Annotated in this window: 15 protein-coding genes; 13 read left to right on the forward strand and 2 right to left on the reverse strand. The window is 69.8% G+C overall.

The features are described 5' to 3' along the window. Positions 1–24: 24 nt before the first annotated feature. The gene (locus tag D456_RS0106355) at positions 25–393 is read right to left on the reverse strand and encodes a DUF6703 family protein (protein ID WP_026115627.1); all 369 of its coding nucleotides are present in this window, start codon (positions 391–393) and stop codon (positions 25–27) included. A gap of 296 nt (positions 394–689) precedes the next feature. On the opposite strand from D456_RS0106355, the gene D456_RS0106360 reads away from it, so the two are divergent. The 3 genes from D456_RS0106360 (at position 690) to D456_RS0106370 (ending at position 6,307) form a co-directional block, all read left to right on the forward strand. Next, on the forward strand, positions 690–4,349 hold the full coding sequence (locus D456_RS0106360) for a CDP-glycerol glycerophosphotransferase family protein (protein ID WP_017575329.1): 3,660 nt from the start codon (positions 690–692) through the stop codon (positions 4,347–4,349). A 91-nt stretch (positions 4,350–4,440) separates the two neighbouring features. Next, positions 4,441–4,731: an antibiotic biosynthesis monooxygenase family protein gene (locus tag D456_RS0106365; protein WP_017575330.1), complete on the forward strand. Its 291-nt coding sequence runs from the start codon at positions 4,441–4,443 to the stop codon at positions 4,729–4,731. A 187-nt stretch (positions 4,732–4,918) separates the two neighbouring features. Continuing rightward, positions 4,919–6,307: a glycine--tRNA ligase gene (locus tag D456_RS0106370; RefSeq protein ID WP_193373810.1), complete on the forward strand. Its 1,389-nt coding sequence runs from the start codon at positions 4,919–4,921 to the stop codon at positions 6,305–6,307. Between the two features lie 615 nt (positions 6,308–6,922). Here D456_RS0106370 and trhA read toward each other — a convergent pair. Further along, complete coding sequence (trhA, locus tag D456_RS0106375) at positions 6,923–7,699, reverse strand: PAQR family membrane homeostasis protein TrhA (RefSeq protein ID WP_017575332.1); 777 nt, start codon at positions 7,697–7,699, stop codon at positions 6,923–6,925. Positions 7,700–8,131: 432 nt separating this feature from the next. Between trhA and ppdK the strand changes: the two genes are divergently transcribed. From ppdK to mmsB, 10 genes are all read left to right on the forward strand, one after another. Then, a complete protein-coding gene (gene ppdK / locus D456_RS0106380) occupies positions 8,132–10,828 on the forward strand; it encodes a pyruvate, phosphate dikinase (protein ID WP_017575333.1) in 2,697 nt (898 codons plus the stop codon). A gap of 383 nt (positions 10,829–11,211) precedes the next feature. After that, on the forward strand, positions 11,212–12,495 hold the full coding sequence (locus D456_RS0106385) for a YdcF family protein (RefSeq protein WP_017575334.1): 1,284 nt from the start codon (positions 11,212–11,214) through the stop codon (positions 12,493–12,495). Between the two features lie 51 nt (positions 12,496–12,546). Beyond that, a complete protein-coding gene (locus D456_RS0106390) occupies positions 12,547–13,809 on the forward strand; it encodes a deoxyguanosinetriphosphate triphosphohydrolase (RefSeq protein WP_017575335.1) in 1,263 nt (420 codons plus the stop codon). A 1,957-nt stretch (positions 13,810–15,766) separates the two neighbouring features. Continuing rightward, on the forward strand, positions 15,767–16,771 hold the full coding sequence (locus D456_RS0106395) for a LacI family DNA-binding transcriptional regulator (protein ID WP_017575336.1): 1,005 nt from the start codon (positions 15,767–15,769) through the stop codon (positions 16,769–16,771). 119 nt (positions 16,772–16,890) lie between these two features. Next, positions 16,891–18,582, forward strand: coding sequence for a ribulokinase (gene araB / locus D456_RS0106400; protein ID WP_083904525.1), 1,692 nt, complete (start codon positions 16,891–16,893; stop codon positions 18,580–18,582). Beyond that, positions 18,579–19,238, forward strand: a complete 660-nt coding sequence (locus D456_RS0106405; RefSeq protein WP_017575338.1) for an L-ribulose-5-phosphate 4-epimerase — start codon at positions 18,579–18,581, stop codon at positions 19,236–19,238. The genes araB and D456_RS0106405 overlap by 4 nt, the downstream gene beginning before the upstream one ends. A gap of 8 nt (positions 19,239–19,246) precedes the next feature. Beyond that, the gene (locus D456_RS0106410; protein WP_017575339.1) at positions 19,247–20,674 is read left to right on the forward strand and encodes an L-fucose/L-arabinose isomerase family protein; all 1,428 of its coding nucleotides are present in this window, start codon (positions 19,247–19,249) and stop codon (positions 20,672–20,674) included. A gap of 35 nt (positions 20,675–20,709) precedes the next feature. Beyond that, complete coding sequence (gene chvE, locus D456_RS0106415; protein WP_017575340.1) at positions 20,710–21,816, forward strand: multiple monosaccharide ABC transporter substrate-binding protein; 1,107 nt, start codon at positions 20,710–20,712, stop codon at positions 21,814–21,816. Continuing rightward, complete coding sequence (locus tag D456_RS0106420) at positions 21,809–23,389, forward strand: sugar ABC transporter ATP-binding protein (protein ID WP_026115630.1); 1,581 nt, start codon at positions 21,809–21,811, stop codon at positions 23,387–23,389. The genes chvE and D456_RS0106420 overlap by 8 nt, the downstream gene beginning before the upstream one ends. Then, positions 23,386–24,648, forward strand: coding sequence for a multiple monosaccharide ABC transporter permease (mmsB, locus tag D456_RS0106425; protein ID WP_017575342.1), 1,263 nt, complete (start codon positions 23,386–23,388; stop codon positions 24,646–24,648). The genes D456_RS0106420 and mmsB overlap by 4 nt, the downstream gene beginning before the upstream one ends. Positions 24,649–24,730 lie beyond the last annotated feature (82 nt).

Raw genomic sequence — 24,730 nt, forward strand, 5'->3', positions numbered from 1 at the left:
GTATCGCGAAAACGAAAATGATTGTCAAAATCCCAGGGTGCGTGCGATCGCCAACACCAGCACGACCAACACCATCAGTGTCCGTGGTGCCTTCTGCTGCCGGCTCAGCGACGGCCACGTGAGATAGGCCAGCCAAACCATGAACAGTGCAACCAGCATCAGACACACAGCCCCCAGCGGGCCCACCGGTATCATCAGGCCGGCGACGAAGAGCAGCCCCAGCGCGAGTGGTGTGACCCACCCGGGCAGCTGGTGCAGCCAGAGCAGGGGCACGGCGCTGCGGCGCTCCACCGCGCCGCGCATCCGGCCCGCGTTCCATCTGCGGTCCGAGCCTTCGCCGCTGGAAGTTCTGCGGCCTCCGGGGCGTTCATGGCTGTGTTCGGGGGAGGGCATGGCCGTCTGTATCCTCCGATATGGCGGGCTGCGCACCGCAGGGCCTGTGATACTGGTTGCTCAGACCCTAATGCAGGCCTCATCCGGGGGCTCCCGTGCCTCCCGGCGGAAAACCGGTGCGGTCCGCCGTGCGATCCCCCCGTGGCAGTCCGTGCCCCGGTCGTTCAGACCGCGGGTACGGCCGGTCAGTGCCCACTTGCCTGAAGTAGTCAACAACAGTCGTCCGACGCATACGGTGCGATCGTGCTGCTGCCCGTAGCCCGAGTGCAGAGGACTCTCTGGAGGGTGTCACCTTCGTGCCCGAGCCCACTGTCATCGTGACCTTCGACGTCACTGAACCGAACCTCGGCCACTGCCTGGATTCCCTGGCGCGCCAGAGAGACGGACACCACAACCGGGATCATACGGTCCAACCGGGTGAGGCGACCGCCGAGGTCCTCCTCGTCCCCTTCCGTGGTCGGGAGGAGCCCGCGGCCGAGGACGGAACCGTCGGCGAGGACCAGGACGAGGAGACCGAAGAGGCCCCCGACGGCCACGATGAGCGTGAGACCGAGGAACAGAACGACGAGACGGTCGAGGCAGGCGAGGACGCCCTCGCCGTCGCCGCCGCCTTCGCAGCGGACCCGCCCGAGGGGATGCGCGTGCGCCTGCTCGGGGGCGAGCCCGCCACCGACCCGCCCGCCGCCCGCCGACGCGGCGGACAGGAAGCCTCCGGCAGCCATTTGCTCTTCCTGGAGGGGTGTGACGCCCTGACCGCCTACGCCCTGTCCTACCTGTGGCGCACTGCGGCCGACACCCACTCCGACCTGGTGGTGGGCAACGTCCACCGGTTCAACGAACTCGGCGCCTCCCCCTCCAAGTCCCACAAGAAGTTGTGCGCCAAGCAGCGCTTCGCCGAGGACCCCCGTGCCGTCCCCGCTCTGGCAGCGGACCCGGTACTCGGCAACAAGCTGTGGCGCCGCGAGTTCTGGCTGACCCTGCCCGACCACGGCCTGCACCCCGATGACGCCGACCTCGACCTGCGCCGCTGCGCGCTCTCGGCCCGCACCGTCGACGTGCTGCCCGGCCCCGTGCTCCTCATGCGGGAGCGCCACGACACCGCCGTGCCCCTGGACAAGGGTGTGCTCACCCGCAGACTGACCGCCATGAACGACCTCGCCGCCGACATGGCGGGCGAGGACCGCAGACTCTGGGACCGCACCCTGCTCCAGAGCGAGCTCCAGCGCCTCCTCCTGAGGTTCCAGGATGCCGATGCCGAAGTGCGCGAGACCGTCGTCGACCTGCTCAACGCCCACCTCGACCACGTGCCGGCCGCCCAGCTCAACGACCTCAACGTCCTGGAGCGCCTCCTCTACCACCTGGTCCGCAAACGGCGCACCGACGACCTCGTCGAGGTCGCCACCTTCGCCAAGAGCGTGGAGATCAAGAACGCGCGTGTGCACCGGCGCGGGCTGGCCTATTACATCGCCTACCCCTTCTTCGAGTCCGAGGACCCCGCCAAGGCCGTGCCACGCGAGATCTTCCGCCTCGACGACGAGCTCAAGGTCCGACAGAAGACCGAGGACATCCGCTGGAAGGACGGCAGCCTCCACGTCAGCGGCCGCATCGGCATCCGTCACCTGCGTGCCCGCAAGCGCTGGCAACAGCACCTCATGGCCTTCGCCGTCAACACCGTCGACCGGCGCCGCGTGCGCGTGCCCGTGCGGGTGCGCCTGGCCGCCGAGTACCGGCTGCCCGACGTCCCCGAGGCCGCCCGCCACGACTACGGCGGTTTCACGGTCGTCCTCGACCCCGCCAAGCTGCGCGTGGCCGGGCGTTGGGAACCGGGGGAGTGGAAGATCGAACTGACGGTCTTCAACCGGGGCCTGACTCGGCGCAAGATCCTGTCCTCCCCGGTCGTCGGCGCCCCGGAACGCCCCGGCTACCAGCAGGTCGACCCGGAGGTGTGGGTGCGCCCGCGCTGGAGCGGGGACCGTCACCTCATCGTGGCCGTGGAATCCACTGCGGCCCGCGTGGAGGACCACACCTTCGACGGCGACACCGGGTGTCTGAACCTGCGGGGGCGGACGGTGGCCGAGGCCGCCTCCGGGGCCACACAGCTGCGCCTGACCCGCCGCCCCGGCACCGCGGTCCTGAGCTATCCGCTCACCGTCGACGGGGACCGTTTCGGTGTCGGCATCGCGGCCGATGACCTCTTCGACCGTGCCGTGACCGAGTGCGGTGGCGTCATCCGCCAGGAGGAGTGGGACGTGCATCTGGTCGACGGGGACCAGCGCACGGCCGCCCTCGTGCTGCCCGACGAGGTGTCCACGGCCGCCTACGCCTCCGACAGCGACCACCTGGAGCTCTCCGTCCAGCGCACCCCGGCCGGCCACCTCAGGCTGCGCGCCGGCCAGGCCCGCTGCATCATCGACGTCGCCCGCTGGGAAGGCCGCGACCTGGAGCTGAGGGGCGAGTTCACCTCCGATGCCGAGCTCGGCCTCGTCGCCCGGGCCCGCGGCCGCGACGAGGAGCACGTCCTGGAGGTGGAGCGTTCCGGTACCCGCTTCGCCGCCCGCCTGAGCCCGGCCGACATGCAGACCCTCTCGGGCACCCTCTCCCTGGCCGTGGGGGGGTACCAGCTGTGGGGGAGGGTGACCGGCGACGACGGGCGCACCTTCACCACCGGTGTGGAGTTCTCCCACGACCTCGCCGGGGAAATGCCTCTGGAGATGAAGACCGACGAGCGCAGCTTCACACTCACCTCCCACGGCCAGGGTGTGCCGGTGCTGCAGGTCGGTAGCGACCTGCACCCCTCCGAACGGGGGTCCTTCGCCCAACGCCGCCTCAAGGAGGTCCATTACCCGGCCCAGCGCCAGGAACCGGTCGTGGACGGGGTCCTCTTCGACACCTACACCGGCCGCCAGTACTCCGACAGCCCGCAGAGCATCTACGCCGAGCTGCGTACCCGCCGGGGCTGGGCCGACTACCCGATGTCCTGGCTGGTCGCCGACGGTCGCGTCAACCTGCCCGACGACCTGGGCCGGGTGCGCCACCGCGGCCGCGAGTACTACGAAGCCCTGGCCCGTAGCCGTTTCCTGGTCACCAACTCCCGGCAGCCGGTGTGGTTCCACCGCCACCCCGACCAGACCGTGGTGCAGACCTGGCACGGTTCCATGCTCAAGCGCATCGGCTTCGACGTGGAGAACATCCGGGGCAAGTCCCGCGACTACTTCGACAAGCTCGCCTGGGAGACCCGGCAGTGGGACTACCTGGTCTCACCCAGCCCCTGGGCCACCCCGATCCTGCGCAGCGCCTTCCGCTTCGAGGGCGAGATCCTCGAGACCGGTTACCCGCGCAACGACATCTTCTTCTCGCCCCACCGTGAGGCGGTCGCCGAACGCACCCGCCGCGTCCTCGGACTCCCCGAGGGCAAGAAGGTCGTGCTCTACGCACCGACCTGGCGCGACGACAAGTACTACACGCGCGGTAAGCACAAGCTCGACCTGCACCTGGACCTGCAGCGCATGTACGACCAGCTCGGCGACGACCACGTGCTGCTCGTACGCCGGCACCCCCGGGTCGTCGACAGTGTTCCGATCGTGGGCCGCGACTTCGTGTACGACGTCTCGCTCTACCCGGAGATCCAGGAGCTGTTCCTCATCACCGACGTGCTGGTCACCGACTACTCGTCGATGATGTTCGACTTCGCCAACACCGGCCGTCCCATGCTGTTCTTCACCTATGACCTGGACAGCTACCGGGACAACCTGCGCGGGTTCTACTTCGACTTCGAGGAGACCGCCCCCGGCCCGCTGTTGACCGAGTCCGACCAGGTCATCGAGTCGCTGCGCAACATCGACGAGGTCGCCGAGCAGGCGGGCCCCGCCTACCGCTCCTTCGTCGACCAGTTCTGCCCGCTCGACGACGGGCACGCCGCCGCGCGTGTGGTCGACCGGGTCTTCGGACAGGGCTGAACCTGCGTCCCGTCCCGGCCCGGGACGCAGGAACCGCCGCCGGCCGCTCCCCGCGGGACGGCCGGCGGCTCCGGTACGCAACAATGGTCGGGTGATCGTCATCACCCGTTACTCCGTGCCCGAGGCCGACAGCGAGGCCTTCCGTACCGAGGCGGCCGACGCCGTGGCCGCTCTGTCCGCCCGGCCCGGCTTCCTGCGCCACCGCCTGGGCCGTGCCGCCGACGACCCCGAACTGTGGACCCTGGTCACCGAGTGGGAAGGGGTCGGCCCCTACCGCCGGGCGCTGTCCTCCTACGAGGTCAAACTCGCAGCGGTGCCGTTGTTGTCCCGGGCCTTCGACGAACCCAGCGCCTACGAACTCGTCGACGAACCCCGGGTATGAGGTGCACGGGGACGTGGGACGCCCCATCCGCTGGGGAAAGCGGACGCACCGGCTGCGTGAGTGTTCTAGCCTGGACGGACGTGGGCACGTGCTACGACCGTCCCGGTCGGGCCGGCCACCGCACCCGAACACACGATGAATCGCGCACCGCGATCCACCGACCGCCAGCCGGATGGAGAGTCTCACCATGGCCGCCAAGTCAGAGGCAATGGACGCACTGGTCAACCTCGCCAAACGCCGAGGTCTGGTCTACCCCTCCAGTGAGATCTACGGGGGTCTGCGCGCGGCCTGGGACTACGGCCCTCTCGGTGTGGAACTGAAGGCCAACGTCAAGCGCCAGTGGTGGCGCGCCATGGTGCAGGAGCGCGAGGACACCGTCGGCCTGGACTCCAGTGTGATCCTCTCCCGTGAGATCTGGGAGGCCTCGGGCCACGTCAAGGAGTTCGTGGACCCGCTCACCGAGTGCCAGGCCTGCCACAAGCGTTTCCGTGCCGACCACCTCATCGAGGGTTACGAGGCCAAGCACGGCAGGGAGCCGGAGGAAGGCCTGGCGGCGATCGCCTGCCCCAACTGCGGCGCCAAGCACTCCCTGACCGAGCCCCGCATGTTCAACGGCCTGCTGCGCACCTACCTGGGCCCGGTCCAGGACGAGAAGGGCCTGACCTACCTGCGGCCCGAGACCGCGCAGGGCATCTTCACCAACTACAAGAACGTCGAGCAGAGCGCCCGGCGCAAGGTGCCCTTCGGCATCGGCCAGATCGGCAAGTCCTTCCGCAACGAGATCACCCCGGGCAACTTCATCTTCCGGACCCGTGAGTTCGAGCAGATGGAGATGGAGTACTTCGTCCGTCCCGGCAGTGACGAGGACTGGCACCAGTACTGGATCGACAACCGTTTCCAGTGGTACTCCGACCTGGGCATCAACAAGGACAACCTGCGCCTGTACGAGCACCCGCAGGAGAAGCTGTCCCACTACTCCAAGCGGACCGTGGACATCGAGTACCGCTTCAACTTCCAGGGCAGCGAGTGGGGTGAGCTCGAGGGCGTGGCCAACCGCACCGACTACGATCTCAGGACCCACTCCGAGATCTCGGGCGCGGACCTGTCCTTCTTCGACCAGGAGAACGACGAGCGCTACATCCCCTACGTCATCGAGCCGTCGGCCGGCGTGGACCGCGCTGTGCTGACGTTCATGCTCGACGCCTACAACGTCGACGAGGCGCCCAACGCCAAGGGGAAGATGGAGAAGCGGGCCGTCATGCGCATGGACCCGCGCTTGTCGCCGGTCAAGGCCGCGGTGCTGCCCCTCTCGCGCAACACCGACCTGTCGCCCAAGGCCCGTGACCTGGCCGCGCGCCTGCGCAAGCGCTGGAACGTGGAGTTCGACGACGCCGGTGCGATCGGCCGCCGCTACCGCCGTCAGGACGAGATCGGTACGCCCTTCTGCATCACCGTCGACTTCGACACCCTCGAGGACGACGCCGTGACCGTGCGCGAGCGGGACACGATGTCGCAGGAGCGGGTCTCCCTCGACCAGGTCGAGCGCTACCTCATCGAGCGCATGCCCGGCGTCTGAGGCCGCTCGCCGGACACACACGAGGCCGCCCGCCCCTTCCGGGGAGGGCGGCCTCGTTGCTCTCCGAGGGGTGCGGTCCGCCTGGACCGGGCGTTCCGCAACCGACGTGAGAAGAGACGACCGGATCCGGGGGAGTGGTTTCGGCCGTCTGGGGTTCCTCCGGCCGCACACGACCGCAGGAACCGCTCTCAAGTTGACGTCCTCCCCGGGGCGGGCCCTCGGGGACTCCTCCAGCCTTTCGGCTGTAGGCGCGGTGCGCATCGCGACGTCCGCCGGTTCCTGTCTCACCGGCCGGTGCCCCACCCGGAAGACGGGGTCTTACCTGGCCTCCGCAGGCGTTCAGGGTCTCGGTCCGCCCGGCGGCGACGTGCCGACGGGTTCGGTTCTCACCCGCCGGCAACACAGCAGGTACACGGTCGAGAACCCAACGCGCAGATTGGGGCCGATTCACCTCCGGTCTGAAGGCCGGAGCGCTCTCGGACGAGCCTGGTAGCGGCAGGGGTCGCGAAGTACGAGGGAGTTTCGCGCTCGGTGTCCATTCGCGTGAGTGGATCGTGACGAGCAGGAGCGTGAGCGAATGGTGAGGCGGGGGGCGAGCGCGGGCGTCGGCCGGGGTCAGACGGTCGTGTAGACCACGAAGGACACTGCGACATAGTGGCACACGAACGCGGCGATGGTCAGCGAGTGGAAGATCTCGTGGAAACCGAACCAGCGGGGTGCGGGATCAGGGCGCTTGAGGCCGTAGACGACCGCGCCGACGCTGTACAGGAGACCGCCGACCAGGATCAGGATCCAGGTGGCCGGGTGGGTGCCGTGCACCAGATCGGGGACGAAGAGCACGGCCACCCAGCCGATGGCCAGGTACAGGGCCGTGGAGAGCCAGCGCGGGGCGTTGAGCCACAGGAGCTTGAAAGCCACCCCCGCGATCGCCCCGCCCCAGACCAGGGCGAGCATCGCCGTGCGCAACGTGCCCTCCAGTACCAGCACGATGAAGGGCGTGTAGGTACCGGCGATGATCAGGTAGATGTTCGAGTGGTCCATGCGCCGCAGCAGCCGCTGGGCACGCGGGGACCACCGGCCCACGTGGTAGATGGCCGAGGTGCTGAACAGCAGCACGGAGCTGAGTGCGTAGACCGCGGCCGCGGCCAGGGCCGGGGCGGTGGGGGACAGGACCACCAGCACGATGCCCGCGGCCAGTGCGAGCGGTGCGGTCCCCAGGTGCAGCCAGCCGCGGAGTCTGGGTTTGACCGCATCCAGCAGGTCACCGGCGGTCTGGGCGGCGAGTCCGGGAACGGACGAGGTTCGGGCTCCGTCATCGGAACCGGGGCCGTGGCCGGGACGGTCCTCTTCCTCGGACGGACCGGTTCCGCCTGTCCTCTCGGTCGCCACCATCGGCCTCCTCGTCGCGCTGGTCCGTTCCCTCGCGGATCCCCAGGCAGCTTAACTTACGGTTAAGTAGGTTACTTGCTGGTACTGCTGTGTCCCCTGGCACACCGGGGATCGGTGGTGCCGGTGCGCAAGGGTATTGGTTCGCTCGCGAAAATATGCCTTCTCTGATCGATCATCGCCGCACCCACCCCCTGTCGGCGTTCTGGCCTGCTTTTCTCTGCTTTCGCCTTCACCCCGAGGGGGTTCCGTGCCGGTGCTCGGCATATAAGAGGTGAACCATTGGTTTAGACCTATTTGGCCTCTCTGAGCTGCGAAGATGATCAAATGCCCTGGTTCGTGAAGGTTCTGGTCTGCGGCGCCTGGATAGAGTCGCGCCCGATTACGGCACAGGTCGGCTCAACGCTGAGTCGTCGAGCGAGACGAGGGAGTACCCCCGTGACCAAGTACGTCTACAAGTTCGCCGAGGGCAACAAGGATCAGAAGGACCTCCTCGGAGGTAAGGGGGCCAACCTCGCCGAGATGACCAACCTCGGTCTCCCCGTGCCCCCGGGCTTCACCATCACCACCCAGGCGTGCCGGCACTACCTGGATCACGGCACCATGCCCGACGGGCTCGACGCCGAGATCGAGACGAACCTCGGCGAACTCGAACGCGAGATGGGCCGAGATCTCGGCCAACCCGATGATCCCCTCCTGGTGAGCGTGCGCTCGGGCGCCCGCTTCTCCATGCCCGGCATGATGGAGACCGTCCTCAACATCGGCCTCAACGACGAATCCGTCGAGGGCCTGGCCAGCCAGGGCGGCGACGAGCGCTTCGCCTGGGACTCCTACCGCCGCCTGGTGCAGATGTTCGGCAAGACCGTCCAGGACATCGACGGCGACCTCTTCGAGGAGGCCATCGACCGGGTCAAGGCCGAGAAGGGCATCACCGACGACCTCGACCTGGACGCCGGTGATTTCCGCGCCCTGGTCGAACGCTTCAAGGCCATCGTCCACGAACAGACCGGCCACCCCTTCCCGACCGACCCGCGTGAACAGATGCGCCAGGCCGTACGCGCGGTCTTCCAGTCCTGGGACGCCCCACGCGCCGTGCTCTACCGCAGACAGGAGCGCATCCCCACCGACCTGGGCACCGCGGTCAACGTGTGCTCCATGGTCTTCGGCAACCTCGGCATGGACTCGGGCACCGGCGTGGCCTTCACCCGCGACCCCGCCTCCGGCCGCCAGGGGGTCTACGGCGACTACCTGCAGAACGCCCAGGGCGAGGACGTCGTGGCCGGTATCCGCAACACCGTCCCCCTCACCGACCTGGCCGACATCGACGCCAAGAGCTACGACGAACTCATGGCCATCATGGAGACCCTGGAGAACCACTACAGGGACCTGTGCGACATCGAGTTCACCATCGAGCGCGGCAAGCTCTGGATGCTCCAGACCCGCGTGGGCAAGCGCACCGCTGCCGCCGCCTTCCGCATCGCCGACCAGCTCGCCGACCAAGGCATGATCGCCATCGACGAGGCCCTCCAGCGGGTCAACGGCGACCAGCTCGCCCAGCTGATGTTCCCCCGCTTCGACGAGAAGGCCGCCGCCGGTGACCAGTTCCACCGCCTGGGCCGCGGCATGAACGCCTCGCCCGGTGCCGCCGTGGGCAAGGCCGTCTTCGACTCCTCCACCGCCATCGAGTGGGCCCGCAACGGTGAGAAGGTCATCCTCTGCCGGCGCGAGACCAACCCCGACGACCTCGAAGGGATGATCTCCGCGGAGGGCATCCTCACCAGCCGCGGCGGCAAGACCTCCCACGCGGCCGTCGTGGCCCGCGGCATGGGCAAGACCTGCGTGTGCGGCGCGGAAGAACTCGACATCGACACGAAGAACCGCCGCATGGTCACCTCCGGCGGTGAGACCGTCGGGGAGGGCGAGGTCGTCTCCATCGACGGCACCACTGGCGAGGTCTTCCTCGGCGAGGTGCCCGTCGTCGACTCCCCGGTCGTGCGTTACTTCGAGAACGAGATCGACCCCGCCTCCGACGAGGCCGACGACCTCGTGCGCGCCGTCGACCGCCTCATGCGCCAAGGCGACGACGCGCGCCGCCTCCACGTGCGCGCCAACGCCGACACCCCCGAGGACGCCGCACGCGCCCGCCGCATGGGCGCCCAGGGCATCGGACTGTGCCGTACCGAGCACATGTTCCTCGGCGACCGGCGCCAGCTCGTCGAACGCCTGATCCTCGCCGAGACCACGGAGGATCGGGACGGGGCACTGGACGCCCTGCTGCCCCACCAGCGTGCCGACTTCAACGGGATCTTCTCCTCCATGGACGGGCTGCCCGTCACCGTGCGCCTGCTCGACCCGCCGCTGCACGAGTTCCTGCCCGACATCACGGAACTGTCGGTGCGCGTAGCGGTGGCCGAGGCCCGCGGTGAGAGCGACGCGAACGACACCCGCATGCTCGAGGCCGTCCAGCGCCTCCACGAGCAGAACCCCATGCTCGGCCTCCGCGGTGTTCGCCTGGGGCTGGCGGTGCCCGGCCTGTTCACCATGCAGGTGCGCGCCATCGCTCAGGCGGCCGCAGAGCGCATCCGCGAGGGCGGCCGTCCCCACCCGGAGATCATGATCCCGCTCGTGGGCACCGTCCAGGAACTGGAGATCATCCGCGAGGACGCCCTGCGCGTGCTGCGCGAGGTCGGCGAGGAGAACGGCGTCGAGCTCGACTTCCCGGTCGGGACCATGATCGAGCTGCCCCGCGCAGCCCTGACCGCCGGACAGATCGCCGAGAGCGCCGAGTTCTTCTCCTTCGGTACCAACGACCTGACCCAGACCGCCTGGGGCTTCTCCCGCGACGACGTCGAGGCCTCCTTCTTCTCCGCCTACCTCGAAAAGGGAGTGTTCGGGGTCTCGCCGTTCGAGTCGCTGGACGTGGACGGGGTCGGCCGCCTGGTCCGCATCGCAGTGGAGGAAGGCCGGGCCGCACGCCCCGAGATGCAGTTCGGTGTGTGCGGTGAGCACGGGGGCGACCCGACCTCGGTGCACTTCTTCCACGAGACCGGACTGGACTACGTCTCCTGTTCGCCCTTCCGCGTACCCGTGGCGCGGCTGGAGGCCGGCCGCGCCGCTGCACGCACCGGCAACTGATCCCGGCCGGTCCGTTACCGGCGCCCCCGCGGGACGGGGGCGCCGGTGTGTTCGGGGTCATGGCAGGGCCCGTCCCCGGCCCAGGGAACGGGCTCTGCCTCGGACACGGCCACCACCGGGAGCGTCCTACACTCGGGGCGTGGAGACGGTGGTACGGCCCGGAATCGAGGGGTTCCGCGTAATCCTTTCGTGATATCTTCTTGGTCGCTGGTACGGCCGCAGATCCCCACCCCTCCCCGCGAGCGGAGGGGGATGTCGGCCACACCCCCGAGAAACCGGCCGATCCGGCCGGAGGAACCGCGAACCGGCGGTGAGCAAGGGCCGTCCCAGAGGGAGACGCCGATGCGTGTCGCCCTGTCAGCGAGTTGTGCGGAGGTGAGCCGGTGCGAGCGCCGAACGACGGACGCGGTGAGGACCGGTGGCCCGAGGAGCACGGGTCCTCCTCCGCCGATCACGAGGCCACACAAGCGTTCACCCGTCGTGGAACCGGGCCCGTGCCGAACAGCCGGCCCGGACCCGACCGGGACGGACAGCCCCTCCCCGGGCCCGAGGACCCCACGCAGGAATTCACCCGCGACACCTCCACCCCCGACGAGCGCGTCACCCAGGCCTTCACCCGCAACCCCCTTCCCGCAGCTGCACCCGCTGCACCGCAGTCCGAAACACCGCAGCCCCCCGCACCCGGGACCGACACGCCGGCCGAGGCGGGAGAGCCCGGCGAGGGCGGAACCGCCACCGAAGGGAAACGCCGCCGCGGCTTCACCCGACGTTTCGTGCGCGCCCGTGTCGGCGGCCGCGGACAACAGTCCCCGCGTGACGAGGCCGCCTCCGAGCCCGGCGAGAGCGCGGCGGACCCCGCCGCCCAGGCCCCGCAGAACCGCCCCGAGGACGGCTGGGACAGGCCCCGCTCCGACGACCCCCCGGCCGACCACCGGCCCTACGGCCCGACACCGGAACCCGAGGAACACGGACCGCGCGTGTCCGACCCCGCCGACCCCCGTCGTGAACGCCGCGAGCCACCGCCCCGGGGGCCCCGCCGCCACAAGAAGCGGCGCTTCCGGCTGCGTTGGCTCATCACCCTGGTCCTCGTCATCGCCCTGGCGATCCCACCAGCCACCTGGGGCTGGGTCTGGTACACCGCGCGCCAGGACGACCGCGACCGGTCCGACGCGATCATCGTGCTCGGGGCCAGCCAGTACAACGGTGTGCCCTCACCCGTCTTCGAGGCCCGCCTGCGCCAGGCCCAGAGCCTCTACCAGCAGGGTGTGGCCCCCATGATCATCACCGTCGGCGGCAAACAACCCGCGGACAACCACACCGAGGCCGCCGCCGGACGCGACTGGCTCACCGAGGTCGGTGTACCCCCGGAACAGGTCATCGCGCTCGAGGAAGGGGCCGACACGCTCCAGAGCATCGGGGCTGTTGCCGAGGTCTACGACCAGAAGACCTGGGAGACCGCCATCATCGTCTCCGACCCCTGGCACAGCTTGCGCGCCAAACAGATGGCCGCCGATCACGGCATCGAGGCCGGCACCTCGCCCGCGCGGTCGGGTCCCGCCGTCATCGAACGCAGCACCCAGCTCTGGTACATCACCAGGGAGACCGCCTCCCTCTGGTACTACTGGATCTTCAAGGACAGCAGCGACATCCAGGTCAACGCCGCCTGAGATCGCGTCACACCCACCGGCCGTTGACCGGTGCCAGTAGGCTCACAGGCGATGACCAGTCACCCCGGCGACGAGGGGCCCGCCCCCGGATACACCTCCACCGACACCGAACGCCGCGTGCGTGAACGGCGCAAGAGCCGCGCACGCGGACCCTTCGAGCGTGACCGAGCTCGTGTGCTGCACAGCTCCGCGCTGCGCCGCCTGGCCGCCAAGACCCAGGTGGTGCAACCGGGGGTGAGCGACTTCCCGCGTACCCGCCTGACCCACTCCTTGGAGTGTGCCCAGATCGGCCGTGAACTCGGCCAGTCCCTGGGCTGTGACCCCGACCTGGTCGAGGCCGCCTGTCTGTCCCACGACCTGGGCCATCCGCCCTTCGGCCACAACGGGGAGAACGCCCTGGACGAGGCGGCCGCCGCCTGCGGAGGGTTCGAGGGCAATGCCCAGAGCCTGCGCCTGCTCGTGCGTCTGGAGAGCAAAGTGATCGCTCCCGACGGCACGGGCGCGGGCCTCAACCTCAGCCGTGCCACCCTCGACGCCACCGTCAAGTACCCGTGGGCCCGCGGGGAACGCCCCGGAACCCACAAGTTCAACGTCTATCCCGACGACGCCGAGGTCTTCGCGTGGTTGCGTGCGGGCTCCCCGGACGGCCGAACCCCCTTCGAGTCCCAGGTCATGGACTGGTCCGACGACGTGGCCTACTCGGTGCACGACGTCGAGGACGCCCTGCACGCCGGCCTGGTGAGCATGGCCGCGCTGGGCAGCCCCACCGAACGGGCCGAAGTGTGCAGGGTGGCGGCCGAGCACTACTGCGACGCCGATCCCGCGGAGCTCTCCGAGGTCCTGGACGAGCTGTTGGCCGCACCGGTATGGCCCGAGGAGTTCACCGGGGACCTGTCCTCCTTGGCGGCACTGAAGAACCTGACCAGCGAACTCATCGGACGGTTCTGCCGTGCCGCCGAGCGCGGAACCCGCGGGGTGCACGGTCCCGCACGCCTCACGCGCTACGGCGCCGACCTGGTCGTACCGCGCTGGGCCCTGCTGGAGTGCGCCCTGCTCAAGGCGCTCTCGGCCCACTTCGTGCTGGCGCGGGCCGAGACCATGGCGTACCGGGCCGACGAACGCCGGCTCATCTCGGAGCTGGTCACCGCGTTGTGGAAGAACGCCCCCGGAGCCCTGGACCCGCAGTTCCGCGCTCCCTTCGAGGCCGCGGCCGACGACGCCGGGGCGCTGCGTGTGGTCATCGACCAGGTCGCCTCACTCACCGACACCTCGGCCACCGCACTGCACTCCCACCTCGTGGGTGGCTGGATGTGATGCCCGGGCACGTCCCTGGGCCCGGAGCTCTGGCTCCGGTGTCCTGGTCCCAGAGTCCTGGGCCCGGGTTGGGTTCGGGGTTCGGCCTGGTCTCGGGTTGAGGTCGGTCTCTGGGGTTTCTTGTGGTGGCGGGGCCTGCTGGGGGTACGGCGTTGTGGTGGGCTGGAGGCGGGGGTGCCCGGGCCTCGGTGGTGTTGGGGGTCGGTCTCTGGGGTTTCTTGTGGTGCCTGGGGTGGTGGTTCGTCGGGGTCGGGATTTTAGCCCGGCCGGGTCTGCGCGCAACCCTCGTCGGCGCTACCCCCGGTCCTGATTCTCGGTGCCCATGGTGGCGGGGTTCTGCGGGGTTGTTCACGGCGCCTCGGGGTGTGCGCTGCGACCCTTTGCGCCGGGCTTTCCCGACCCTCATCGACGAACCCCTCCCACCCCCGGCGCCCCGGCAGCAGAAGAAATGGTGGGCGCTGCTATCCCCCTGTGGCGGACCATTGTGGTCAACGGTCGAGGCGTGTGCGCGGTGGTTCGCTCCTGCGGAAGGCAACTACGGGCCCTTGCGGGGGCAACTACCGGCCCTTCGGGTCTGGCCCCGCCTGCTCCCGGTGGCGCATTGAAGTCTGGGGGTGGCGGGTGTGTGGGCTGTTTCCGGGGGCCCGGGTTCCTGGTCTGTGGTGTGGAGGCCCGGGGGTGGTGGGTGTGCGGGTGGCTGGGCGGGTTTCGGCGCGTGGGTATTGCTGCCGGAAGCGGCTTCGGCTGTGGTTCTTTTTGCCGGTGTCGGATTCGAGGCCCAGGCGGTGCCGGGCCGGGCGGTTGATAGTGCCCGTGTGGGCACCGTAGGCGGGTGTTGGTGCCCACAAGAGCACTGTCAACGGTGGTTTTCGGTCTCCGGGGCCTGTCCGGGCTGTTGCTGCCCCGGTCCGTGACCAGAAATTGCGGGCTCTGGTGGTCGCCGGCGGGGGGAGCAGCACGCCGCGGCCGAACGACACCCGCGCGGGTGTCGTTCCCGGCCTCTCTGTGTCGGAGTTTCTCCAGTACGGGTGCGGGCGCACGCCTGTGGGCCCCGGCTGCAGTGCTCCGCCGGGAGTGCGCGGGGCCGTAGTTGCCCCCGTAGGGGGCCGTTGCTGTCGCAGGAGCGAGCCACCGTGCACACGCCGCAAGCGTTGACCGCAATGGCCCGCCACTGGGGGTGTGTAGTTGGCCCCCACTTCTTCGGGCGGATGGTTGGTAGCGGCCGTGGGGTGTTCGGCGGCGAGAGCGGGCCGGCCCGGGGAAGGGGTGGACCGCACACCCCGAGGCGCCGGGAACAACCCCGCACAACCCCGCCACCATCAGCGCGATGAAGCAGGTGTGGCGGGGCGCCGATGCGGGTTGCGGGAAGCCCCGGCCGGGCTACGCTCGACGCTCCGACGAACACCACCCACCTGCCACCAGTCCATGGCCCCTGCCCTATCAGTTACCAGCCCACCGGGCCCACACCCACCTGCTACCGCCCCCACCGGGCCTTCCCACCTGCTACCGCACCACCAGGCCCACCCACCACTCACCGGTCCACCGACCCACCGGGACCTGTGCCACCTACCCCCAGCCCACGAACCCCCACCTGCCACTGGCCCATCAGCTCTCCCCACCTGCCTCGCCGCTCCGTGAACCCCCGTCCCGGCCGATCCGCCAGGTTCCCGACCGGACCCCGCCCAGGGCCGGGCCGCTCCACTGCACGCCTGCCCGACGGCGGTGTCCCGGAAGCGCCCTGAACGACGGTGCACAGCGGTACGGCCGGGCCGGGCTGCTCCTCCGGCCCCGACGAGTCACTGTCCCGGCACTACAAGCAACCTTTCCCCGGACCGCTCCCGGGGGTTGACGTGCAGCATGTGAGCGCTAACATTGTTGCTCACGTCACACGAATTTTCCTCTTCCGCCCCCCGGAGGTGAACGTCCCGTGCCCACGACGGGTGGCCGCAGCCCGGTCATGTCCGACGTCGCGAAGGTCGCAGGTGTCTCCCACCAGACCGTCTCGCGTGTGGTCAACGGCCATCCGAACGTCCGCGAGGAGACCGTCGTACGGGTCCGTCGCGCCATAGCCGAGCTCGGCTACCAACCCAATTCCACCGCCCGCGCGCTCGTGACCCGGCGCACCAACGTGCTCGGCGCCCTGGCCGTCGACACCACTCTTTTCGGTCCGGCCCAGACCCTCGCGGGTATCGAAAGGGCCGCCCGGGAAGCCGGGTACTTCCTCAGCATCGTCTCCGTCGACGACCTCAGCCCCGACGGGGTCGCCGAGGCCCTGGACCACCTGGTCCAACAGGCCGTCGAGGGATGTGTGGCCATCACTCCCCAGCGGGAGCTCGCGCACGCGCTGGCCGCTCTTCCCGGCCCCCGCCCCTTGGTGGCGGTCGAGGGAGGAGAGGGAGCCGGGTTTCCCGTCGTCGGTGTCGACCAGGAACAGGGGGCCCGGGACGCCGTCCGCCACTTGGTCGGCCTCGGACACCGCACCGTGCACCACGTCGCCGGCCGCGCCGACTGGCTCGAAGCAGAGGCGCGTGTGCACGGCTGGCGGGAGGAACTCCTGGCCGCCGGCCACGTGGTGCCCGAGCCCTTGGCCGGTGACTGGAGTCCCCGATCGGGCTACGAGCTCGGCCACCGCCTGGCCGAACGACGGGCCGCGGGGGAGGAGGTCACCGCAGTCTTCGTCGCCAACGACCAGATGGCCGTGGGCGTGCTCAAGGCCTTCCACGAGGTCGGCCTCCGCGTGCCCGACGACGTCAGTGTCGTCGGCTTCGACGACATCCCCGAGTCCGCCTACCTGACCCCGGGGCTGACCACCGTTGTCCAGGACTTCACCCGGGTCGGCACTGCCGCCCTGGAGGTCCTTCTCGGCGCCCTGGAAAGCCCCGGCCACGCCGACACCCCCGTCGACCGGACGGTGCCGGCAGTGCTCCGTGTGCGTGATTCCAGCGCACCCCCGTCAGCCTGACCCGAACGTGCCGGAACCGTCCAGCCTCCCTGCCCCCACCGCCCCGTGCCCCGGACCCGCACGGTATCCACCCCCACGACCACGGCCGACACATGCTCCGACCGTGGAGGAAGGTCCGTATGACACAGCATGTGAGCGCTAACAACACTGCCGGGAACGTGGCAGTGGGTCTCGACTTCGGGACCCTCTCCGGCCGAGCCGTCGTCGTCCGCGTCTCCGACGGCGCCGAACTCGGCACCGCCGTCCATTCCTACCGCCACGGCGTCATCACCGACCGGCTCCCCGGCAGCAGTATCACCCTGGCCGCCGAGACCGCCCTGCAGGACCCCGAGGACTACCGCCAGGTCCTGAGCAGGGCCGTGCCCGCCGCCCTTCGCGATGCCGGGGTCGATCCCAGCCAGGTCATCGGGGTCGGTGCCGCTTTCACCGCCAGCACCTGCATGCCCGTCACCGCCGAAGGGGTGCCCCTGTGCGAGATCGCCCCCTACACGCCACGACCGCACGCCTGGCCCAAACTCTGGCGCCACCACGCAGCCCAACCCGAGGCCGACGCCGTCAACGCCGCGGCCGCCGAACTCGGAGAACCCTGGTTGTCCCGCTACGGCGGACGCATCTCCTGTGAATGGCAACTCGCCAAGGCCCTGCAGGTCTTGCGCGAGGATCCCGAGCTCTACCATCGCGCCGACCGCTGGATCGAGGCCGCCGACTGGATCGTCTGGCAGCTCTGCGGCACCGAGACGCGCAACGTCTGCACCGCCGGTTACAAGGGCCAGTTCCAGGACGGGTCCTGGCCTTCCAGGGAATTCCTCGGTGCCCTGCATCCCGAGTTCGCCGACTTCGCCCATGACAAACTCGACCACCCCCTCTCCCAGCTCGGCGACCGCGCCGGCGGCCTCACGGCCGAGGCCGCCGCACGCACGGGTCTGCCCGAGGGGACCCCCGTGGCGGTCGGCAACGTCGACGCCCACGTCACAGCCGCTTCCGCCCGCACCACCCGGCCCGGACGGATGCTCGCCATCATGGGCACCAGTACCTGCCACGTCATGAACTCCGATGTCCTGGCAGAGGTCCCCGGCATGTGCGGACAGGTCCTGGGCGGGATCGTCCCCGGAGCCTGGGGCTACGAGGCCGGACAGAGCGGTGTCGGCGACGTCTTCGCCTGGTTCGTCGACACCCAAGCACCCCCCGAGGCCCACGAACGCGCCCGAGCCGACGGCGTCTCCGTCCACGACGTCCTCGCGGAGGAGACCGCCGACGACCCTGTGGGCGCCCACGGACTCGTCGCCCTCGACTGGCACAGCGGCAACCGCTCCGTCCTGGTCGACCACGACCTCTCCGGCGTCCTGGCCGGACTCACCCTCGCCACCCGCCCCGCCGAGATCTACCGTGCCCTCGTCGAAGCCACGGCCTTCGGCACCCGCACCATCATCGACGCCTTCGAGAAGGCCGGTGTACCCGTCCACGACCTCACCGTCGCCGGCGGCATGGTCGAGCGCCCCCACATCCTGCGCATCTACGCCGACGTCCTCGGCCGTCCCCTGCGCCTGGTCTCTTCCGCCCTCGCCTGCGCCGTCGGTGCCGCTGCCCACGCTGCCGTCGCCGCCGGGGCCCACCCCGACATCCACGCCGCCTCCGCCGCCATGGGCGGGGTACGGGAGCACACCGTCGACCCCGACCCAGAACGCACCGCCGCGTACGAGGAGCTCTACGCCCTCTACACCGAACTGCACGACCATTTCGGCCGCGGCGGGACCCGCAGCCTCCACCGTTTGCGCGAACTCCGCAACGCCGCCCGGAAGGGGAACCCGTGACCGACCTCCAGGACCTGCGAACCCGGGTCTGCGCCCTGCACACCGAACTCACCCGCTGGGACCTGGTCGCATGGACCAGCGGAAACGTCTCCGCCCGTGTCCCCGGGACCGACCGTATGGTCATCAAGGCCAGCGGTGTCTCCTACGACGACCTCGTCCCCGAACACATGGTCGAGTGCGACCTGCACGGCCGCCCCGTGCACGACAGCGGCCACTCACCCTCCAGCGACACCGCCGCCCACGCCTACGTCTACCGCGCCCTCCCCGGCATCGGTGGTGTCGTGCACACCCACAGCCCCTACGCGACCGCCTGGGCCGCCCGCGGCGAACCCATCCCGTGCGCCGTCACCGCCATGGCCGACGAGTTCGGAGGTGACATCCCCGTCGGCCCCTTCTCCCGGATCGGCGACGACTCCATCGGCCGCGGGATCGTCGCGACACTGGAACACCACCGCTCACCGGCCGTGCTCATGGCCCACCACGGCGTCTTCACTGTCGGAGCCACCGCCAAGGACGCGGTCAAGGCCGCCGTCATGTGCGAGGACGTCGCCCGCACCCTGCACCTAGCCCGCCAGAACGGGCCCCTCGAACGCCTCCCGCAGGAGGACATCGACGCCCTGCACGACCGCTACCGCAACGTCTACGGCCAGAAGTGAGGTCCCCTGTGCCCACACACCCCGCCCCACCGCGCACCCTGCCCGCCCCGCGCCCCCGGATCGGGCTCCTCGGCATCATGCAGCCCCTCTACGACACCATGCTCCCCGGCATCACCGACCACCAGGCCGCCTACGCCCGACAGGTCGCCGACGCCCTCTCCGACACCGCCGACTGGACCGTCGCCCCGCCCGTACGCGGGCGCGAGGAGGCCGAACGGGCCGTGTGCGAGTTCGAGAACGCCGACCTGGACGGCGTCCTCGTCGTCATGCTCACCTACGGCCCTTCCCTGCGCGTCACCGGGGCCCTGACCAGCACCAGGCTTCCCCTGGCCCTGGCCAACACCCAGCCCGATCCCTCCGTGACGCCCGCGTGGGACATGGCCGACATGACCTACAACCAGGGCATCCACGGTGCACAGGACACCGCCAACGCCCTCGTGCGGGCCGACCGGCCCTTCGAAGTGATCAGCGGTGATTGGCAGAGCCGGGAGTTCGCAGGGCGCGTCGACCGGTGGGCCCGCGCCGCCAGGGCCGCCACCGGCCTGCGCCGCCTCAGGGTCGGTGTGTTCGGGTACCCCATGAACGGCATGGGCGACGCCCGCGTCGACGAGACCGCCCTGCTGCGCTCCCTCGGCCCCGAGGTCGAGGTCATCGCCCCGGGCACACTGCACCGAACAACCCTCGACCTGGACGAGAAGGACGTCACCGACCTCATGGCCTGGGAGGACGCCACCTTCGACGTCGACCCCCGTCTCTCGCACGGCGAACGCGAGGACCACGCCCGCATGCAGCTGGGCATCGAACGGCTCCTGGCCGAACGCGGCTGCCACGCCTATTCCACTCACTTCGACGCCATCGGGGAGGACGGCCGCTTCGCCCGCCTGCCCATGGCCGCCGCCTCCACCCTCATGGCCCAGGGCTACGGCTTCGCCGGTGAGGGCGACGTCCTGGCCGCCACTGTCGTCCGTGCAGGTCACATCCTCATCGGCGACGCGCACTTCACCGAGATGTACGCCATGGACTTTCCCTCCGACTCGATCCTCATGAGCCACATGGGGGAGGGCAACTGGCGTGTGGCACGCGAGGACGAACCCCCGCAGCTGATCAAACGCACCCTCGACATCGGAGGTCTCGACGACCCGCCCACCATCGTCTTCCGCTATCGGACCGGACCGGCCACCCTCGCCTCCCTGGTCGCCCTCGGCGGCGAACGGTTCCGCCTGGTCGTCTCCGAGGGGGAAGTGATCGATGCCCCGCCCCTGCCGTCCCTGGAAATGCCCTACGGCCAGTTCCGCCCCGACACCGGGGTCCACGCATGCACCGAGGCCTGGCTGCGCGCCGGCGGCACCCACCACATGGCCATGACCACCGGACACCGGGCCGACGACTGGCAGGCCCTGTGCGCCCTCACCGGCATCGAGTACGTCCGGGTCTGAGCCCGGCCACCGCCCCCCGACGAGAGGACCCCCTCATGTCACGCCACCGCCACAACCGCACACGCGTCACCGCGCCGGCCGCCGTCGCCACCCTGTCCCTGCTGCTCACCGCATGCGGCGGTGTCGGCGACGCGGCACGACCCGACGGCGAGAACGGCGTCGTCGGCATCTCCATGCCGACACAGTCCTGGGAACGCTGGGTCAACGACGGCGCCCACATGGTCGACGGCTTCGAGGAACACGGTTACGGCACCGACCTGCAGTTCGCCGAGGACGTCGTCGAGGACCAGCTCGCCCAGGTCGAGAACATGATCACCCGCGGCGCCGACGTACTCGTCATCGCCGCCGTCGACGGCAGCGCTCTCGGCGACGTCCTCGACATGGCCGCGGACAACGACATCCCCGTCATCGCCTACGACCGCCTCATCATGGAGAACCCGAACGTCGACTACTACGCGACCTTCGACAACCACCGGGTCGGTGTCCTCCAAGGGGAATACATCGTGGAGGCCCTCGACCTGGAGAACGAGGACGGCCCCTTCCACATCGAGCTCTTCGGCGGCGCCCCCGACGACAACAACTCCTACTTCTTCAACGACGGAGCCATGGAGGTCCTGCAGCCCTACATCGACGACGGGACCCTGGAGGTGAGCAGCGGCCAGACCTCCATGGAACAGATCGCCACCGAGCGCTGGGACGGCGCCGTAGCACAGTCCCGCATGGACAACCTCCTCAGCGCCAACTACTCCGACCAGGACGTCGACGCCGTCCTCTCACCCTTCGACGGCATCAGCCTCGGCGTCATCGAGTCCCTGCGCGCGGTCGGCTACGGCACCGAGGAACAGCCGTTCCCCGTGGTCACCGGGCAGGACGCCGAGATCCCGTCGGTGCGCTCCATCATCGCGGGGGAACAGACACAGACCGTCTTCAAGGACACCCGCGCACTCGCCGACCAGACCGTCGACATGGTCGGCGCCGTCGTCGAGGGCGAGGAAGTACCGGTCAACGACACCGAGAGCTACGACAACGGCACACGGGTCGTTCCCGCCTACCTCCTGGAACCGGTCTCGGTCGATGCCGAGAACTACGAGGAGGTCCTCGTCGAGAGCGGCTACTACGAGGAGTCCGAGCTCGATGGTTGAACCTCACCGAGCCCGACCGGGCGGGACCGCCCCGCTCCTGCTCATGCGCGACATCTGCAAGGAGTTCCCCGGGGTGCGCGCCCTCGACGGTGTGTCCCTGTCCGTGCGCGCCGGCACCGTGCACGCCGTCATGGGGGAGAACGGAGCCGGCAAGTCCACCCTCATGAAAGTGCTCAGCGGGGTGCACCCGGCCGGTTCCTACACCGGCGAGATCCACGTCGGCGGGGAACCGGCCGCCTTCACCGGGGTCGCCGACAGCGAACGCGCCGGGATCGCCATCATCCACCAGGAACTCGCGCTCGTCCCGCACCTGACGGTCAGCGAGAACGTGTTCCTGGGCAACGAACGCGCCCGCCGCGGGGTGATCGACTGGTACGACACCCACGCCCGGGCACGGGCCCTGCTGGAACGGGTGGGCCTGGACGAGGACCCCACGACCACCGTTTCCGCGCTCAGCGTCGGCGCCCAACAGCTCGTGGAGATCGCCAAGGCCCTGGCCAAACGCGTGCGGGTGCTCATCCTCGACGAACCCACGTCCGCGCTCAACGAGGCCGAGAGCGCCCGGCTGCTCGGCCTGCTCACCGAACTACGGGACCAGGGTGTGGCCTGCATCCTCATCTCACACAAACTCGGCGAGGTCATGCAGGTCAGCGACGAGATCACCGTGCTGCGCGACGGCCGCACCGTCGAGACGGTCCCCGTCGAACGCGCCCCCGACGGCACACCCTCCGTCGAGGAGGACCGCATCATCCGCGGCATGGTCGGACGCGAACTCGACCAGCGCTACCCCGACCGGACCGGCACCATCGGCGAGGTCCGGTTCGAGGTCCGTGACTGGACCGTCGACCACCCCGCCCAGGCGGGACGGCGCATGGTCGACGGCGCCGGCCTGACCGTACGCGGCGGCGAGGTCGTGGGCCTGGCGGGTCTCATGGGCGCCGGTCGTACGGAACTGGCCATGAGCCTCTTCGGCCGCTCCTACGGCCGCCGGGTGAGTGGGGGTGTGTACAAGGACGGCCGCGAGATCGACACCTCCACCGTGGCCCGGGCCGTGGCCGAAGGGCTCGCCTACGTCCCCGAGGACCGCAAGGGCCTGGGCCTGGTCCTCGACGACGACGTGCGCCACAACACCTCCCTGGCCGCTCTCGGCCGCATCTCCACCCGCGGGGTCCTCGACCCCGGCCGGGAGGCGGTCGAGACACGGGAGACCACCGACGACATGCGTCTGCGCAGCCACGGTCCCACCCAGGTGGTGCGCACCCTCAGCGGAGGGAACCAGCAGAAGGTCGTGCTCGGCAAGTGGATGTTCACCCGGCCCGACCTGTTGATCCTCGACGAACCCACCCGTGGCATCGACGTCGGGGCCAAGTACGAGATCTACCTCATCGTGCGCGGGCTCGCCGAGGCGGGCGCCTGTGTCCTGCTCATCTCCTCCGAACTGCCCGAGGTACTCGGCATGAGCGACCGCGTCTACACGATGTGCGAGGGCCGCATCACCGGAGAAGTACCCGGTGAGGCGGCCGACCAGGAGACCCTCATGAGACTGATGACCGGAACGGGGGAAACCGCGTGAACCCCTTCACACGCCTGTCCCGCCTTCCCGCTGCCGCGGGCAACCTGATCCGCGACAACGCGCGCCAGTACGGAATGGTCATCGCCCTGGTGGTGATCGTGGTGCTGTTCGAGATCCTGACCGGCGGACTGCTTCTCACCCCGCTCAACATCACCAACCTGATCATGCAGAACTCCTACATCCTGATCCTCGCGATCGGGATGATGCTGGTCATCATCACCGGACACATCGACCTGTCCGTCGGGTCGGTCGTGGCCTTCACCGGCGCTGTCTCGGCGGTGATGCTGACCTCCTGGGGCCTGCCGACCCCGGTCGTGGTGCCCCTGGCCCTGCTCGTCGGTGCGCTCATCGGCGCCTGGCAGGGGTTCTGGGTCGCCTACGTGCGGGTGCCCGCCTTCATCGTCACCCTGGCGGGGATGCTCGTCTTCCGCGGGGCGACCCTGGCAGTGCTGGGAGGGGAGTCCATCGCCCCGCTCCCGGAGTCCTTGCGCACCATGGCCAGCGGTTTCCTTCCCGGTCCCGAGGCCCTGGGGCTGCACCTGCCCACGCTCGCGCTCGGCGCGGCCGGCGCGGCCGCGCTCGTGTGGATCCAGTGGCGGCAACGTGCCCGCTCGCGCCGCCACGGTCTGCCGACCACACCCGTGGCCGCGGCCGTGGGTGTATCGGCCGCCCACGTCGTGGTGATCATGGTCTTCGCCCACGTGCTCGCGGGTTACAACGGTCTGCCCCTGGTCGGGCTCGTACTCCTCGCCCTCATCGTCGGGTACGCGTTCCTCATGCGCTCGACCACCACCGGGCGCCGTGTCTACGCGGTCGGCGGCAGCGAACAGGCCGCCGCCCTGTCCGGGATCGCCACGCAGCGCACCACGTTCTGGGTCTTCGTCAACATGGGAGCACTCTCCGCCCTGGCGGGACTGGTCTTCACGGCCCGGCTCAACTCCGCCACCCCAGGGGCCGGCACCATGTTCGAGCTCGACGCGATCGCCGCGGCCTTCATCGGCGGGGCGTCCGCCGGGGGAGGCGTGGGCACCGTCGTGGGAGCCGTCATCGGCGCCCTGGTCATGGGCGTACTCAACAACGGCATGTCCCTCATCGGTCTCGGCGTGGACTGGCAGCAACTCATCAAGGGACTGGTGCTGCTTCTGGCAGTCGCCTTCGACGTCCACAACAAGCGCCGAGCGCACTCGGCCGGCGCCACCGTGGCTTCCACGAAGCGCCGGTGGGGGAGAGACCGCTCACCGGAACGTTCCCGGGAATGACCTCGGCTCGGCGCAGCCGCAGGGGTGCCGCCCGGCCGTCGGGAACGGGCGGGCGGCACGAGCGTCCTCCGGGAGAACTACC

This window comes from Nocardiopsis kunsanensis DSM 44524 (assembly GCF_000340965.1).
In the GTDB taxonomy this organism is placed as follows: Bacteria; Actinomycetota; Actinomycetes; order Streptosporangiales; family Streptosporangiaceae; genus Nocardiopsis; species Nocardiopsis kunsanensis.